This window comes from Litoreibacter sp. (assembly GCF_039974535.1).
Taxonomy (GTDB): Bacteria; Pseudomonadota; Alphaproteobacteria; order Rhodobacterales; family Rhodobacteraceae; genus Litoreibacter.
Map to the genome: position 1 here is coordinate 58,961 of NZ_JBDWIU010000013.1, position 15,851 is coordinate 74,811.

Annotated in this window: 15 protein-coding genes; 6 read left to right on the forward strand and 9 right to left on the reverse strand. The window is 55.6% G+C overall.

Annotated features, from left to right (window positions below; all coding sequences use genetic code 11):
• Positions 1-228: 228 nt before the first annotated feature.
• Positions 229-1,296, reverse strand: coding sequence for a ribosome small subunit-dependent GTPase A (gene rsgA / locus ABJN86_RS15580; RefSeq protein WP_348363888.1), 1,068 nt, complete (start codon positions 1,294-1,296; stop codon positions 229-231).
• A gap of 168 nt (positions 1,297-1,464) precedes the next feature.
• Positions 1,465-2,823, reverse strand: a complete 1,359-nt coding sequence (locus ABJN86_RS15585; protein ID WP_348363889.1) for an MATE family efflux transporter — start codon at positions 2,821-2,823, stop codon at positions 1,465-1,467.
• 96 nt (positions 2,824-2,919) lie between these two features.
• Here ABJN86_RS15585 and gndA point away from each other — a divergent pair, with 96 nt between their 5' ends.
• A complete protein-coding gene (gndA, locus tag ABJN86_RS15590) occupies positions 2,920-4,326 on the forward strand; it encodes an NADP-dependent phosphogluconate dehydrogenase (RefSeq protein ID WP_348363891.1) in 1,407 nt (468 codons plus the stop codon).
• On the opposite strand, the gene ABJN86_RS15595 is transcribed toward gndA, so the two are convergent.
• Positions 4,323-4,895 carry a DNA-3-methyladenine glycosylase I gene (locus ABJN86_RS15595; protein ID WP_348363892.1) on the reverse strand — a complete coding sequence of 191 codons (573 nt, stop codon included), beginning with the start codon at positions 4,893-4,895 and terminating at the stop codon, positions 4,323-4,325. The genes gndA and ABJN86_RS15595 overlap by 4 nt on opposite strands.
• Positions 4,896-5,030: 135 nt before the next feature.
• Here ABJN86_RS15595 and ABJN86_RS15600 point away from each other — a divergent pair, with 135 nt between their 5' ends.
• The 4 genes from ABJN86_RS15600 (at position 5,031) to ABJN86_RS15615 (ending at position 8,992) form a co-directional block, all read left to right on the forward strand.
• The gene (locus ABJN86_RS15600; protein ID WP_348363894.1) at positions 5,031-5,849 is read left to right on the forward strand and encodes an EAL domain-containing protein; all 819 of its coding nucleotides are present in this window, start codon (positions 5,031-5,033) and stop codon (positions 5,847-5,849) included.
• A gap of 175 nt (positions 5,850-6,024) precedes the next feature.
• Positions 6,025-7,200, forward strand: coding sequence for an acetyl-CoA C-acetyltransferase (locus ABJN86_RS15605; RefSeq protein WP_348363895.1), 1,176 nt, complete (start codon positions 6,025-6,027; stop codon positions 7,198-7,200).
• A gap of 89 nt (positions 7,201-7,289) precedes the next feature.
• On the forward strand, positions 7,290-8,015 hold the full coding sequence (gene phbB / locus ABJN86_RS15610; protein WP_348363897.1) for an acetoacetyl-CoA reductase: 726 nt from the start codon (positions 7,290-7,292) through the stop codon (positions 8,013-8,015).
• Positions 8,016-8,113: 98 nt separating this feature from the next.
• Positions 8,114-8,992 carry an EamA family transporter gene (locus ABJN86_RS15615; protein ID WP_348363899.1) on the forward strand — a complete coding sequence of 293 codons (879 nt, stop codon included), beginning with the start codon at positions 8,114-8,116 and terminating at the stop codon, positions 8,990-8,992.
• Here ABJN86_RS15615 and ABJN86_RS15620 read toward each other — a convergent pair.
• From ABJN86_RS15620 to ABJN86_RS15630, 3 genes are all read right to left on the reverse strand, one after another.
• Entirely contained in the window at positions 8,976-9,140 is a 165-nt protein-coding gene (locus ABJN86_RS15620; protein ID WP_348363901.1) for a DUF465 domain-containing protein, read from the reverse strand. The genes ABJN86_RS15615 and ABJN86_RS15620 overlap by 17 nt on opposite strands.
• 95 nt (positions 9,141-9,235) lie before the next feature.
• On the reverse strand, positions 9,236-9,985 hold the full coding sequence (locus ABJN86_RS15625) for a methyltransferase domain-containing protein (protein WP_348363903.1): 750 nt from the start codon (positions 9,983-9,985) through the stop codon (positions 9,236-9,238).
• A gap of 6 nt (positions 9,986-9,991) precedes the next feature.
• Complete coding sequence (locus tag ABJN86_RS15630) at positions 9,992-10,207, reverse strand: DUF2007 domain-containing protein (RefSeq protein ID WP_348363905.1); 216 nt, start codon at positions 10,205-10,207, stop codon at positions 9,992-9,994.
• A gap of 54 nt (positions 10,208-10,261) precedes the next feature.
• Here ABJN86_RS15630 and ABJN86_RS15635 point away from each other — a divergent pair, with 54 nt between their 5' ends.
• Positions 10,262-11,263 carry a polyprenyl synthetase family protein gene (locus ABJN86_RS15635; RefSeq protein WP_348363907.1) on the forward strand — a complete coding sequence of 334 codons (1,002 nt, stop codon included), beginning with the start codon at positions 10,262-10,264 and terminating at the stop codon, positions 11,261-11,263.
• Here the strand turns inward: ABJN86_RS15635 and ABJN86_RS15640 are convergent.
• From ABJN86_RS15640 to ABJN86_RS15650, 3 genes are all read right to left on the reverse strand, one after another.
• Positions 11,260-12,117 (reverse strand): 4-(cytidine 5'-diphospho)-2-C-methyl-D-erythritol kinase, encoded by an 858-nt coding sequence (locus ABJN86_RS15640; protein WP_348363908.1) that lies wholly within the window; start codon positions 12,115-12,117, stop codon positions 11,260-11,262. The genes ABJN86_RS15635 and ABJN86_RS15640 overlap by 4 nt on opposite strands.
• A complete protein-coding gene (locus ABJN86_RS15645; protein ID WP_348363909.1) occupies positions 12,114-13,823 on the reverse strand; it encodes a tetratricopeptide repeat protein in 1,710 nt (569 codons plus the stop codon). Before ABJN86_RS15645 ends, ABJN86_RS15640 begins: the two co-directional genes overlap by 4 nt.
• Positions 13,824-13,943: 120 nt before the next feature.
• On the reverse strand, positions 13,944-15,578 hold the full coding sequence (locus ABJN86_RS15650) for an electron transfer flavoprotein-ubiquinone oxidoreductase (RefSeq protein WP_348363911.1): 1,635 nt from the start codon (positions 15,576-15,578) through the stop codon (positions 13,944-13,946).
• Positions 15,579-15,851: the final 273 nt, after the last annotated feature.

Sequence of the window (15,851 nt, forward strand, 5' to 3'; positions counted from 1 at the left end):
ACTCTTGCCATAGTGATTGGGCAAACGCCAGCGGGCTAAGCGTATTTCCGCATCGCGAATGTTACGGGTTTGCTACAGTATGAGTGCGCGCAAGGTCTCTCTCCGCCCTTCGCTGGCATAGATGGACGAAAGATGCAGATGAACGCGCAGCGCAGTTAAGGCCATCAGATAGAAAGCTAGTTGTCGCAACGTCCGTTTGCGGCGTGTGCGTGCCGAGAAATGCGCTGGCTACTTTTTCTTCTTTCGCTGCTGCGCGCTGCGAATGGATTTGCTTAACCCTTTGTCCTTGATGCGGCGCTCTGCCAAGGTGGCGGAGTTGTGCAGATCCTCTGCTACTAGTTTTTGCCAGCGCGCCACACGGCGGGCATCCACTTCGCCCGACGCGACAGCCGCCATGACGGCACACCCTGGCTCGACCGTATGTTTGCAATCGTTGAACTTACATTGCGCCCCCAACTCGTCGAGGTCGGAAAACATCTCTGCCACCCCAGAGGCTGCGTCCGTGAGCTGCAACTCACGCATGCCCGGCGTGTCTAGAACCGCGCAGCCAGAGGGTAGGAAATACAAGTTCCGCCGAGTGGTCGTATGGCGGCCTCGGGCGTCGTCTTCGCGTACGGCTTGCGTCGTAATTTCGGTGCCTCCCGCAAGTGCATTTGTCAGCGTGGATTTTCCCACGCCCGACGACCCCAAAAAGCCAACCGTTTGACCGGGCTTGCACCATGGGGCCAGCTTTTCTTGCGGCTCAGCGCTTTTGGCGTTCAACGCCACGACAGGCACAATTGAGGAAAGCGCTTCAGCTTGTTTGATGTACTCTTCTGGGGCGCTGCAGGTGTCGATCTTCGTGAGAACAATGACGGGCGACAGGTCCGCCTCAAAGGCGAGGGCAATGAACCGTTCCATCCGCGCGACGTTAAAGTCGTCGTTGCAGGATGACACGATGAAGGCGGTGTCAAGGTTGGCCGCGATATGTTGGACGCCCAAGGTTTTTCCCGGTGCGCGCCGTTTGATCAGGCTCTTTCGGGTGAGTACTTCGCTGGATGACGGCAATTCACGGTTGAGCAATATCCAGTCGCCGACCGTTGCATCAGGCCCGTGGGGGATGTGCATGTCGATGTCGTCGCCACGGGCTTGCAAGCCGTTGCGGTGCACTTCGGTAACGCGTAGCGGGGGCGTTTCTTCCAATTGTTCTACGCTAATCTGTTGGGCAAAGAACGGCTGCCACCCCAACGCCGCCAGCGGGTGTGCATTGGACGTCGCATCGTTGCTGGGGAATAATTCGGAATAGTCCCGTGTCATCGATATTTGCTTTCATGTTCCGGCATTTGTTGACTTCACTTCGCATCGAGGGCTGCTTTGCACCCCAGTTCAACAGGACATAAATTCTTCAAGTTGGCGCGGCAGCATTAACACATGATCACAGCGCCATCCAGCTATGCCAGATATTTCCGAAGGTCGATCATGCGCCTAAGCTCGAAGCCCGCCGATCTTTTGATCTGCAATGCGCAGGGCCACAAGGACGGCAATTATTCCCCCCGTGATCACTGACGTCGCGATGCCAATCCAGACACCCCAAAGGCCCATTCCGATGACGCCGACAAATATCCAAAGGAACAAGGCAACACCAATCCCTTGGCGATAAATGCTGATCCATAGGGTCCAGATGGGCCTTTTTAGCGCTTGTAGGAACGAGTTGATGGAGAAAAGCACCATGTAGATCGGGAAAAGGAAACTGTCGATGCGAAGGTAGCTGACCCCGATGTCAATGACCTTTGTATCATCATTGAAGAGTGACAAAAGGAAGGGGGAGGCGAACCACAAAATCGGGAAGGCAATGGCAGTCATGATGAAGCCAATTTTCAAGCATGAAAATACCGCAGCACGCACTCGTTCAAATTGCTCCGCCCCGAAGTTTTGGGCCGCAATTGGCAGCAAGGCCCCCGTCATACCTAGTACAGGCAACAGCAATATTTGCTCCACACGCAAGGCGATGCCATAGGCCGCGACGGCCTCAGCGCCAAAGCTCTTTAGTGTGAACTGCACCATAAAACCCGATGAGAACATTACCATGAACGCAGTTGTGGTTGGCAGCATTTGATCTAGAATTTCGCGGTAGCTGGCCAGATTTGGGGTGAGCCATTGAAGCTGAAACCTGTCCATGATCCGGCGTGCAAGAACTTGTCGTAGGATCCATATCGCGACGCCGGTTTGGGAAACGATGGTGGCCAAGGCGATGCCGTCCAACCCCATGCCAGAGACAACGCCGGGGATGCCGTAAATGAACAAGGGGTTCAGGACGATGTTGGCAAAGAAGGCAGCCATCATCGCGCGTTGCATGGATACGGTATCGCCATGCGCCTGCAGGATGCCATTGCCCCCGTAGGCCAGCAAAAAACCTGGTAGGGCCACCACCAACCACAAGAAGTAAGAGGTCGCGGCGTCGCGGAACTCACCGGGTTCTGACAAAACGGCGATAACTTTTGGCCCCAACAGCACAGCGCCAATCATCAATACAAGCACGGCGGTTATACCAAAACTCATGCCTTGCGACGCCAATCTTCGGGCCGTTTCGTCGTCCTTCTTGCCGCGTGCGTTGGCGACCAATGCGCTCATCGCAGAGCCAAGGCCAAACCCAACCGACATCGTCACAAAGAATGCTTGGAAGCCAATAACCAACCCTGCTTGGGCTTGAGTGGAGATTTGGCCCGCAAAATATACATCGACGACATTGTAGAGCGTGGTGAACAACATGCCCAAGGCGGCGGGAACGGCCAAGCTTTTGAAGTGGCCCAAGATGAACCCTTCCGTCAGATCAATGTCACGCATGTGAGTCCCTGCTAAATTGTGGGCAATCCCGAGACTAGTTTGACGCCTAGGGTTGTTAGCGATAACTGATGAACGCAGACAGAGGAGTGTATTGCAATGTCGAAATCTGAAATTGGCCTAATCGGACTTGGTACGATGGGGGCAATGCTCTCCCTCAACATCGCGGAGAAGGGTTTCGCGATTTCGGTGTTCAACCGCACCACCTCCCGCACAAAAGAATTCTTTGATGACGCCGGTGATCTGGCGCAGCGGATCACACCTTGTGACACGCTTGAAGACTTGGTTGCCTCTATCGCGGAGCCACGCGCGATCATTCTGATGGTTCCCGCGGGCGACGCCGTGGACCAGCAAATCGCGGCATTGCGCCCCTTGTTGGGCAAGGACGACCTGATCATCGACGCAGGCAACGCGAACTTCCGCAACACTGAAACACGCGCGGCACAGGCTGAAGCTGATGGCGTGCCGTTCTTGGGCATTGGTGTGTCGGGCGGCGAAGAAGGCGCGCGCCACGGCCCCTCCATTATGGGTGGTGGCCGCAAGGAAGCCTGGGACCAAGTGGGCCATATCCTCACGGCTATTGCTGCTGATTATGACGGTACGGCTTGTGCGACATGGATGGGGCAGGGTGGTTCGGGCCACTTCGTGAAGGCGGTTCACAACGGTATCGAATACGCCGACATGCAGATGATTGCCGAGGTTTACGGCATCATGCGCGACGGTCAGGGCGCTACGGCTGCCACTTGCGCCCAAGCGTTCGAGACGTGGAACAAAGGCCCGCTGCAATCCTATTTGGTCGAGATTTCCGGCAAGGTTTCTGCGGCAACGGATGAAGAAAGCGGCAACGCCGTTCTCGACATTATCTTGGATCGCGCAGGCCAAAAAGGCACGGGCCGTTGGACTGTAATTGAAGCCCAACACCTAGGCGCGCCAATCCCAGTGATCGAGGCCGCTGTCGCAGCCCGCAACCTGTCCGCGATCAAATCTGAGCGCGAACGCGGCGAGGCAACATTCGGTGCAGCCCCTGTGGTTTTGGCAGACGATGCGTTAAGCTCCGACGACCTAGAACAGGCGCTTATTGCGGGCAAAATCATGTGCTACGCGCAGGGTTTCCACCTGTTGAACGCCGCTGGCACCGAGTTCAATTGGGACCTGCCCATGCCGGAAATCGCACGCGTTTGGCGCGAGGGCTGCATTATTCGCTCCACCATGCTCAATGACATGGCCGATGCGCTGACGGCGGCTCCGCAAGACAACCTGATGTTCGCGCCGTTCTTCTCTAAGATGATCGAGGACAGCATGCCGGCGCTGCGTAAGGTCGTTGCGACGGCTATCACGCACGGTTTGCAGGTGCCTGCACTCTCCGCTGGTCTGGCGTATTATGACGCGATGCGCACTGGGCGCTCCACTGCGAACATGATCCAAGCGCAGCGCGACTTCTTCGGGGCGCACAGCTTTGAGCGGACCGACAAAGAGGGCGCGCATCACGGCCCTTGGGGCTCCTAACGCGCGAGCTTTTGAACTTCCTTATGGCGCGGGCAGGTAACCAAATGATCGTTTATCAGCCCGCATGCCTGCGCGAAGGCGTAGACGATTGTTGGGCCGCAAAAGCGGAAGCCTTCCTTCTTTAGATCCTTGGAGATTTGGGTGCTAAGCGGGGTAAAACCGGGAACCTCACTTAGTGTGGTGAACTGGTTTTGCAGGGGCTTGCCGTCGAAGTAGTTCCATAGAAAGTTGTCGAACCCTTCGCGCTGCTCAATCTTTTGCCATGCGCGGGCGTTGCCAATGGTGGCTTCGATTTTGCCGCGGTGGCGCACGATGCCCGCATTTTGCAGCAGGCGTTCCACGTCCGCTTCGCCCCATCCGGCGATAATGTTCGGGTCAAACCCTTCGAACGCCTCGCGAAACGCGTCACGTTTTTTCAAAATGGTGATCCAGCTAAGGCCGGCTTGAAAGCCGTCTAGGATCAGCTTTTCCCAAAGTGCGCGGCTGTCATATTCGGGAACACCCCATTCGGTGTCGTGATAATTGACGTAAATTTCTTCCGTGCCACACCAGCCGCAACGTTCGCCCATATAATTCACCTGCATTTCAACGGTTTTAAAGGTTGAATCGTTGTTTACTCTAATTGGAACAAAATTGGAACATTAACTCGCAATTAAGCGCTCCTCCACTAGGTGTGCTTTATCGCAATTGAGAGAATGGACCAGATGGCACGGAACCAAAATTTCGCGAGTGATCCTCTCTCTGCGGCGGTAGCCCAGCGTGACGCCCACATCTTGGACATGGTGCGGGATGCTTTGCGCAAACGCGATGTCGCCTTGGCGTTTCAGCCCATCATAAATTCATCTGACGTGGGGCGCGTCGCCTTCTATGAGGGCCTGATGCGAGTCATGGATGAAACGGGGCGCATTATCCCCGCCAAAGAATTCATTGAGACAATTGAGCCGCGTGATGAAGGTCGCATGATCGATTGCCTTGCGGTCGAATTGGGGGTGGAGAGCCTCATCGCACATCCCGGATTAAGGCTTTCAATCAATATGTCGCCCCGTTCAATCGGGCACCCGTCTTGGGAGCAGGCTCTTGAGAAAGGGTTGCTGTGCGATCCAACCGTAGGCGAGCGGTTAATCATAGAGATCACCGAATCATCCGCCTTACTGATGCCTGATCTCGTGTCAGATTTCATGACGCGTATGCAGCGCAGGGGCATTTCCTTTGCGCTCGACGATTTTGGTGCGGGTTACACGGCGTTTAGGCATTTCAAAGAGCTCTACTTTGACATTGTAAAAATAGATGCGATTTTTACGCGTAATATCGACCTCGATGCAGACAATCAGGTCCTCATGCAGGCGTTGGTAACGATAGCACAGCAATTCGACATGTTCACAGTCGCCGAAGGTGTAGAACGCCCTCAGGAGGCTGATTATCTTGCCAAGGCTGGAGTGGATTGCCTGCAAGGATACCTGTTTGGCGTGCCGTCAATTTCCGAGCCGTGGAAATTGAGCTCACGCCGAGAAGCTCACCGCTAATTTGAGCCAAATTGCGATGCGATTTGCGAAAGCGTCGGGTTGGCCCTTGCTCATCGGCAAGATGTGAGCCACGGTGTACAAAAGTATACCCAAAGCAAGCTTATAAAACTTTGCTATGTCAGATCGGTGAATCCTGTAACTATAGAGGTGTGCCGATCATAAGAAAGGAATGTCCATGACCAATGTCGTAATCGCCTCCGCTGCCCGTACAGGTGTCGGTAGCTTTCTAGGTTCTTTTGCTAACACCCCCGCGCATGATCTTGGTGCTGCAGTCATCGAAGCTGTGGTGGAGCGTGCTGGGATCGACAAGGCTGAGGTGTCCGAAACGATCCTCGGGCAAGTTCTGACCGGTGGACAGGGCCAAAACCCTGCGCGTCAAGCGCACATCAACGCTGGGCTCTCAAAGGAGGCTTCGGCTTGGGGCATCAATCAAGTGTGTGGCTCCGGCCTGCGGGCGGTTGCCTTGGGGGCGCAGCACATCATGCTAGGTGACGCGTCGATCGTGGTTGCCGGTGGCCAAGAGAATATGTCCATGAGCCCGCATGTGGCGAACCTTCGCCAAGGTCAAAAGATGGGTGACATGAAGTACATCGACAGCATGATCCGCGATGGTCTGTGGGATGCGTTCAATGGTTACCACATGGGTCAAACTGCTGAAAATGTTGCAGATCAATGGCAGATCAGCCGCGAAATGCAGGACGAATTTGCAGTCGCTTCGCAGAACAAAGCGGAAGCTGCCCAAAAAGCAGGTAAATTCGCCGACGAGATCGCGGCCTTCACGATCAAAACCCGCAAGGGCGATATCACGATGGAAAGCGATGAATACATCCGCCATGGCGCGACCATGGATGCGATGGGGAAATTGCGCCCTGCATTTGCGAAGGATGGTTCGGTCACCGCGGCAAACGCGTCGGGCTTGAACGACGGTGCTGCGGCCACCTTGCTGATGAGCGCGGATGACGCCGAGAAGCGCGGTGTCCAACCCTTAGCGCGTATCGTTAGCTACGCAACTGCTGGTCTCGACCCGTCAATCATGGGTGTTGGCCCGATCTACGCGTCGCGCAAGGCGTTGGAAAAAGCTGGCTGGAAGGCGTCTGATCTCGATCTCGTTGAGGCGAACGAGGCATTTGCGGCACAAGCATGTGCGGTGAACAAAGACATGGGCTGGGATCCAGAAATCGTAAACGTGAACGGCGGCGCAATCGCTATCGGTCACCCAATTGGCGCATCCGGTTGCCGCGTGTTGAACACCCTGTTGTTTGAAATGCAGCGTCGTGACGCTAAAAAAGGTCTCGCAACTCTGTGCATCGGTGGCGGCATGGGCGTGGCAGTTTGCGTTGAACGAGATTAATTTCCCAAAGAAACACGGTTGCGCATGAAAATTGCGCAACCTATACTTCTTTAGACATAAAATTTCATTTTCGTACTGGAGGAACCATTATGCCCCGTGTTGCACTTGTTACCGGCGGATCGCGCGGAATCGGCGCTGCCATTTCTAAAGCTCTGCAGGCCGAAGGCTATTCCGTTGCCGCAACCTACGCTGGTAACGACGAAAAAGCTGCGGCTTTCACCGCCGAAACCGGTATCAAAACATACAAGTGGGATGTCGCCGACTATGATGCCTGTACCGCTGGTATCGCTCAAGTTGAGGCGGACCTTGGTCCGGTCGAAGTGCTTGTGAACAATGCTGGCATTACACGCGATGCACCGTTCCACAAAATGACGCCGCAACAATGGTCAGAAGTAATGAACACCAACCTGTCGGGCGTGTTCAACATGACGCACCCGATTTGGCCCGGAATGCGTGATCGCAAGTTCGGCCGCGTCATAACAATTAGCTCGATCAATGGTCAAAAAGGGCAGTTCGCGCAAGCCAACTACGCCGCCGCGAAAGCGGGTGACATTGGCTTCACTAAGGCATTGGCCCAAGAGGGTGCGCGCGCCGGGATCACCGTGAACGTGATTTGCCCAGGCTACATTAACACCGAAATGATGAGCACTATCCCCGAGAAAGTCATGAATGAGGTGATCTTGCCGCAAATTCCAGTGGGTCGCTTGGGTGAGCCTGAGGAGATTGCACGCACGGTTGTCTTCTTGGCTTCTGATGATGCGGGCTTCATCACCGGCTCGACAGTGTCGACAAACGGCGGCCAATACTTGGCTTAAGTACAAAACCACAGTAGCTATCGGGGCGGTGCATTCGTGCGCCGCCCTTTTTTATTCAGGCATAGCTCGACACTCAACTTTGGGGGCAAGGTGTACAAATGGAGAAGTCCTTGGCGACATTCTTGGGGTTTGGCGCGGTCCTTTTGTGGTCCGTTCTTGCGTTGTTGACTGTGGGTTCCGATCCGGTCCCGCCCTTCCAATTAAGTGCTATGGCCTTCGCAATCGGAGGGGCAGTTGGGCTTGCCTTCACACATCGCGGTGGCCGGATGAGGTCTACACTTACATCGACACCACCCATCGTTTGGGCATTGGGAGTTGGTGGGTTGTTTGGCTACCACGCTCTGTACTTCTTCGCGCTTCGGATGGCACCAGCGGCTGAGGCGGGCTTGATCGCTTACCTATGGCCATTGCTCATCGTGTTGTTCTCGGGGCTGCTTCCGAACGAGCGATTACGCCCGTTGCATATCATTGGCGCATTAATTTCATTTGCGGGTGCTGGGTTGATTGTCGCACGTGGCGGCGCGGGCTTTGAGTGGGCCTATGCCCCCGGGTACGCATTGGCCGTTCTTTGTGCGCTGACGTGGTCGGGGTACTCGGTTCTATCGCGCAAGTTCAGCGAGGTTCCAACAGAGATTGTGACGTTCTTTTGCTTTGCGACCAGCGTTTTATCTGTAATCGCGCATCTCTTGTTTGAGGAAACGGTCACGCCAAGCGGGGTTATGACGTGGGTCTCCATCATAGGCCTAGGCGCTGGGCCTGTTGGTGCGGCGTTCTACCTATGGGATGTGGGGGTTAAGAAAGGGGACATTCAGCTACTTGGTACCGCGTCTTATGCAGCCCCATTGCTGTCCACCTGCGTCTTGATTGTGGCGGGTATTACCCAAGCGACGGTTGTCATTTTGTTGGCGGCAGTCCTAATTGCTGTAGGTGCCGGACTTGCGGCGCTTGGGTCGCGAAAATCTAGTTCGCGTACTTAGTTATTTCTTCTTTTAATCGTAATTTTTGCTTCTTCAGATCAACAACGGCCAAGTCATCATATCCAGGGCTTCGTTGTGCGTCTTCCACTCGTTGAGACAATGCATCGTGTTTGCGTTTCAGCTCAGACAGGTGAGAACTGATCGTCATGGGCATAACTCCTTGTTGTGTGGTTTAGACCCCAATAGCAGCACATATAGCGCTCCAAGTCACGAAAATGCGTCGCGGCATTGCGGCAATAGAACCTACAATTCGATCGATTTTCCGTGGCGAAGAATGTCTGTGGCCACCTTGGAGTAATCGTCTCCGTCGCGAATATGGTGTTGTCCGTCGTGCAAGACCAAAGGGTTATGCAAGATACTCCGCGAGGCGCGGCCTTTGTGCGCACGCAGCAAAACCCGACCGGCAATTTTCCCCTCTCGCGCCGAAATTGGCTTTATTTCGATCAAACCTGCACGCGGATTGAGCAATTCGATAAGGTCGCCGACCCGCTCAGCAAGATGAATGATGCTTACAATTCCCTTAGGGCCAGCGCGACGAAGGGCGGTATCGACCCAGTCCGATAGGGAGGTTTGTTCGCGTATAGCCGTATCGCGCCCTTCATTGGGGGAGGACGTGCCGGGGCCGTAGTAGGGAGGGTTTAAAATGACGTGGTCAAAGCTGCGCATGCGAAGCTCAAGGGGCATATCTGTCAGGTCTGCATCAACCACCGTCATCTCGTAGCCAGCCTCTTGGGCATTGCGGTGGGCCAGCTCGGCATAGTCAGGTTGCAACTCCACACCAGTAAGCTGCACATCTACGCGCGACCTTATGCAAAGGGATGCTGTACCGACGCCGCAGCCAATTTCCAGAACGGATTGCCCGGCTGAGGCGGGGCACATCGCCGCAAGCAAAACCGGATCAGTGGCCGCTCGATACCCTTTTTTCGGCTGCCAGAGATGGAGTTTTCCACCCAAAAACGCATCATGAGTGAGCTCGTCAGGGCAAAAACTCATAAGTCCTCAACCGTTTAGGGGGATGTCATTGTCACGTAAAATTGCACGTGCCATAAACAAATCCTGCTCGCGTACCATGAGGCGGCGAGGCAATATGCCAACGGACCCCTCGAGAACACTCATATGGACGTCCATTTCGAACACGCCTATATCTTCTCCCGACAGTAGGGCTTTAGAGAAGGCTATGACTGTAGGATCGTTGCTGCGCAAAAGCTCTTTCATGTGACGGAGTTAACGACAGGCGCACATGTTTGTCGAGATGCGAGGCAGAGCTAAATGAGTTTGGATAACCTAACTGTGAAACCCCATGACCGCCTTACAGAAGCGCTCGCCGATGAACTTGATGGCGTAGGCACCCTTATCCGCACACGAATGGCATCCGAGCATGCCCCACGCATCCCTGAAGTCACTGCGCATCTGGTCGAGGCTGGGGGGAAACGGGTTCGGCCAATCATGACTTTGGCGGCCGCGAAAATTTGTGGCTACGAGGGACCGTATCATGTCCATCTTGCCGCAACGGTTGAGTTTATTCACACGGCGACCTTGCTACACGACGATGTTGTGGATGGCAGCGGGCAACGCCGCGGGCGCCCAGCGGCCAATCTTTTGTGGGATAACAAATCCTCGGTTCTTGTGGGGGATTACCTGTTTGCGCGGTCGTTCCAATTGATGACGGAGGCGGGGCGTCTGGATGTGCTGAAGGTTCTGTCGAACGCTTCAGCCGTGATCGCGGAGGGCGAGGTGTTGCAGCTGACAGCCGCCCAAAACCTGTCGACCACCGAAGAGGTGTATTTGCAGGTGGTCCGAGGCAAAACAGCCGCGCTGTTCTCGGCGGCGACTCAGGTGGGCGCGATGGTTGCAGATGCACCGGATGAGATCGTTGAGGCGTTCTACACTTACGGTGACGCCCTTGGGGTGAGCTTCCAGATCGCAGACGACATTTTGGATTTTGCAGGGGATGCTGCCAAGACTGGCAAGAACATCGGCGACGATTTCCGCGAGCGCAAGCTGACCTTACCACTGATCAAGGCTATCGCGGCGGGCGGTGACGCAGACCGCGATTTCTGGGTTCGCACCATTGAGAAGGGGAAACAGGAAGACGGTGATCTTGATCACGCGGTTGCCCTTTTGAAGAAATACGACGCGATAGAGCAGACCAGAATTGAAGCTTTGGCGTGGTCGGAGAAAGCAAAACAAGCACTTAAGGCGGTTCCCCAAGGGGAACTGACGGATATGCTAAGCGAACTTGCTGACTACGTGGTCGAGCGGCTGCACTAAAAAGAGGCGTCACCTAGGGTGCATCGCTTGATCCACCAATCAGGGTGTTGAGCTTCTATCGCGGCGCAGGCGTCTTGTGCAGACGACGCGCCTGGGAACAACCCAAAGCACGTCGCACCTGAGCCTGACATGCGTGCCAATTGGCAGCTCTGTGCGCACGATAGGCTCTCGAGCACATCCGCAATGATCGGGGCCTGCGCAATCGCTGCCTCCTGCATGTCATTGCGTTGGGAGCCAAGCCATTTGATGAAATCCGCGTCTGTGGCGAACTTAGGTATCATGCTCATTGCGGGGTTCGTTTTGGATGCAATCGATTTGAAAACGGCGGGGGTTGAGACCTCCACGCGCGGGTTGATCAAAACGGCATTGAGAAGGGGGAGCTGCGGGTGAAACTCGATCTCTTCGCCAATCCCAGACATGCGTGCTGTTTTGGAAAACAAAGACACAGGCACGTCCGCACCTAAGGCGGCGATATGGGTGAACGTGTTTGCAGAGGGGGATGCCAAGGGGATGCCCCACAGCCTTGATAGCCCTCGGTAAGCCGCGGCGGCATCTGCGGTGCCGCCACCTATGCCGGATGCCACAGGAAGGACCTTGGTGAGCTGGATATGCGCGCTGCGCAACGGGTCAAGCAGGGCAGCCGCATCAAGGACCGAGTTTCGGTTTGTCGGCACGGCGCGGCCTTCAGGGCCATCAACGGATAGCCCAAGCGATTGTGCAGGAGTGAGCGCCAGCTTATCCCCCACCGAGGCAAACATGACCAAGCTATCAAGCAGGTGGTAGCCATCCTCGCGCTGCCCCGTGATGTGCAGCGTCAGGTTGACCTTTGCAGGTGCAAATTCGTCAATCATCATTCGTTGGCGGTTTGGGTCGTTCCTGCGCTGGCTTCTTCTTCCAGAACGGCGGTCAATCCTCGGGCGAGTTTTGCCCGAATACGTTCTGCGTCAGCTTCCTCTGGCTCGAACGACAAAGCACGCTTCCATTGGAACTCGGCTTCACGCTCACGTCCGACCTGCCAGTACACGTCCCCAAGATGGTCGTTTACGATCGGATCAACGGGTATCAATTCAACCGCGCGTTCCATCGGGGCCACGGCTTCGTCAAAGCGGCCAAAGCGGTAGTAGATCCAACCCAAGCTATCGGTGATGTAGCCGTTGTCCGGGCTTTCTTTAACCGCGGTTTGGATCATGCCCAACGCTTCATCCAGCTTGATGCGTTGCTCCACCAAAGAGTAACCCAAGTAGTTTAGGATGTCGGGTTGGTTTGGTGACAGTTCAAGCGCCTCGCGGAAATCGGCTTCCATTCCAATCAGATCGTCTTGGCGTTCTTTGACGATGCCGCGAGCATATAGAATGCGCCAGTTGTTGCGGCTTCCAGCGCCATTGAGCGCTAGCGCCTGCGTGTAAGACGCGATGGATTCGTCGTTCTTTTCGGTCCGGCTGAGAATGTCGCCAAGGGTGGAGTGCACCAGTGCAATATCACCGTGTGACTTTGACAGAGCCGTCAAAACCTCTACCGAGGCGTCTTTGCGATCATCCGAGTACAAAGCATTGGCGCGGCCAATCTCGGCAAGGACGTAAGCGGGGGATTCTGATCCCAGCGACGCATAGGCTTGCGTTGCCAAATCATATTGGCCCATCTCCTCGAGTATCTCAGCGGCCATCAGAACCGCCGATGCGTGATCGGGTCGAAGATATTGAGCCATGCGCACATACAACAGTACATGTTCAGGTGCAGCACGACCGTCCAGAATAGCGGACAGGTTGAAGTAAACCTCCGCGATGCCTTCGCTGGCATTTGTGACAAAGTCGTAGGCTAGGGGCTCATCCGCGTTCAGTTTGGTTTTCAGGGCCTCAAGCTCAGCACTGAACCCGTTCGCGGTTGTGGCTTCGAGCAAATCTAGGGCGTCTTGTTCGCGGTCGAGCTGTGCTAGGATTTGCGCATGGGCTTCTATCCCTCGTGCGCTCAGCACAAGCGGGCCGTAGGCCTCACCACTAAGAATGCTATTAGCGCCCTCAAAATCGCCAACCGAAGCCAGCGCTAGGGCGTTGTGGTAATAAGAGAATGACGCGAAGTCTTCGGTCTCGGCAATTGTGGCGAATACCGCTGTCGCGTCGGTCATATTGCCTTCGCCGAGCAATGCCCATGCGCGGGTCAATCCGCCCAAAAGAGGGGCCAAGCCGGTTTCTTCTGTGGTTTCTTGCGCGGCGCGGCTGAATTTACCGCTCGCGACGTCGTCTGTGTCTAGTACGAGGTCAACGATTTGGTTCTCGCCGCCCGCTGCTTCGTGTTGGGTCGCAACCTCAATGGCACCCTCAATATCGCCCTGACCAATCAACGCTACAATCGCGTTTTCTTTCAGCAGGAGATTGCCCGGCTCAGCCGTAATGACCTGGCGGTAGTAGCGAACCGCCTCGTTGTAATTAGATGAGATTGAAGCTTGCCTTGCAGCAAGATACGGCCCAGCAAACCCGTGCTCGGCTGCGATAACTGGCGCTGTGCTTGCTGCAAGCGAAAGCAACAGCAGTGCGACGCGGCGTTGGATGCGTGTCTTGATCATAACGGTCTGGCCCAATTCATCATGTGTTGCAGATGAAGGTAGGGGGGGGACTTCGGGTTGTCCATGACCCGTTTCATAGGTTTGACGCGGCAGGTGTTATCTTGCCGCGTCAAATGACGTTTACATGTTGGGGTAGTTCGGCCCGTCGCCGCCCTGAGGCGTTGTCCAAACAATGTTTTGCGACGGATCCTTGATGTCGCAGGTCTTGCAGTGCACGCAGTTTTGAAAGTTTATCACGAAGGCGTCATCGACGACCTCGTAAACGCCCGCGGGGCAATACCGCTGCGCGGGTTCTGCATATTCGGGGACGTTGACGGACATCGGAATGCTCGCGTCCTTTAGTTGCAGGTGCGAGGGCTGACTTTCTTCGTGGTTGGTCGCCGCGAAGGACACGTTGGTTAGCCGGTCGAAGGATAGCTTGCCATCTGGTTTGGGGTAATCGATTGGCGTGAAGTCTGCGGCCTTGCCTGTGGCCTCCGCGTCCGACTTGCGGTGGGCGAGGTTTAGCGGCGAGGTGCCGAAGATGTTGTTGATCCACATGTCCGCGCCGCCAATCGCCAGCGAGGCCGTCAGGCCGTAGTTCGACCACAAAGGTTTGACGTTGCGCACGCGCTTGAGGTCCTTGCCGATAGCGCCTGTGCGAACTTCCGTGTCGTAGCCGTCCAAAGTGTCGCCGGAGCGACCCGCGCCAATGGCCTCAAACGCCGCTTCCGCCGCGGCTTTGCCCGACAACATTGCGTTATGGTTGCCCTTGATGCGCGGCACGTTGACCATGCCCGCCGAACAACCCAACAACGCGCCGCCCGGGAAGGCGGTTTTTGGCAAGGACTGCCAGCCGCCCTCGGTGATGGCGCGCGCGCCGTAGGCCACCCGTTTGCCGCCTTCCAGCAAGTCCGCCACCATCGGGTGATGCTTGAAGCGCTGGAATTCCATGTAGGGGAACAGATGCGGGTTCTCGTAGTTCAGGTGCACCACGAAGCCCACGTAAACCTGATTGTTGTCGAGGTGGTAGATGAAGGAGCCGCCACCTGCGTTGCTGTTCAGCGGCCAGCCCATTGTGTGGGTGACGGTGCCTTCCTTGTGCTTGGCTGGGTCGATCTCCCAGATTTCTTTCATGCCAAGTCCGTATTTCTGTGGGCTGGCACCTTTGGCTAGATCGAACTTTTCGATCACTTGCTTGGACAGCGAGCCGCGCACACCCTCGGACAGGAACACGTATTTTCCGAGTAGCTCCATCCCCGGTTCCGTGTTTTCGGCGTAAGAGCCGTCCGCCTCGAGGCCAAAGACCCCGGCAACCACGCCTTTTACTTCGCCGCTCTCGCCGTAGACGATGTCGGAGCAGGCCATGCCGGGGAAAATTTCAACGCCCATGCCCTCGGCCTGCTCTGCCATCCAGCGGCAGACGTTCCCCATGGAGACGATGTAGTTGCCGTGGTTGTTCATCAGTGGCGGCATCACGAAGTTCGGGATGCGGACTTGGCCAGCTTCGCCCAGCATGTAGAAGTTATCGGCCTTTACCGGTGTCTTGATCGGCGCGTCCATGTTGCGCCAGTCGGGCAGCAGCGCATCTAGGCCTGATGGATCAAGAACCGCACCTGACAAGATATGCGCACCCACTTCAGAGCCTTTTTCCAAGACCACCACGTTCAGGTCTGCATCCAGTTGCTTCAGGCGGATAGCCGCGCTTAGGCCGGCTGGGCCAGCTCCGACGATGACTACGTCGTATTCCATGCTTTCGCGTTCGATCTCGGCCATATCTCAATTCCTCTCGCATCCCGCCAAATGGGGGCTAGGTTCGCAATATTATTAGCTTTAACCCTTCAAGCAAGCAGGAATGTAAGTGGCAATTGCGACGTTGCGTCGTTGACGTCAGGTATTCGAACGTCTTCGTCCAGAAATTAAGGCGTTGGGAAACAAATCGTAGATACAGGCTGTCGGTCTGAACTGGGTGGAAACATGTACGGCGCACAGAGTGACGTGATGGCTGAAACCGTCATTTCTTGTGGCGAAATGGGCTAAATCGCGTTA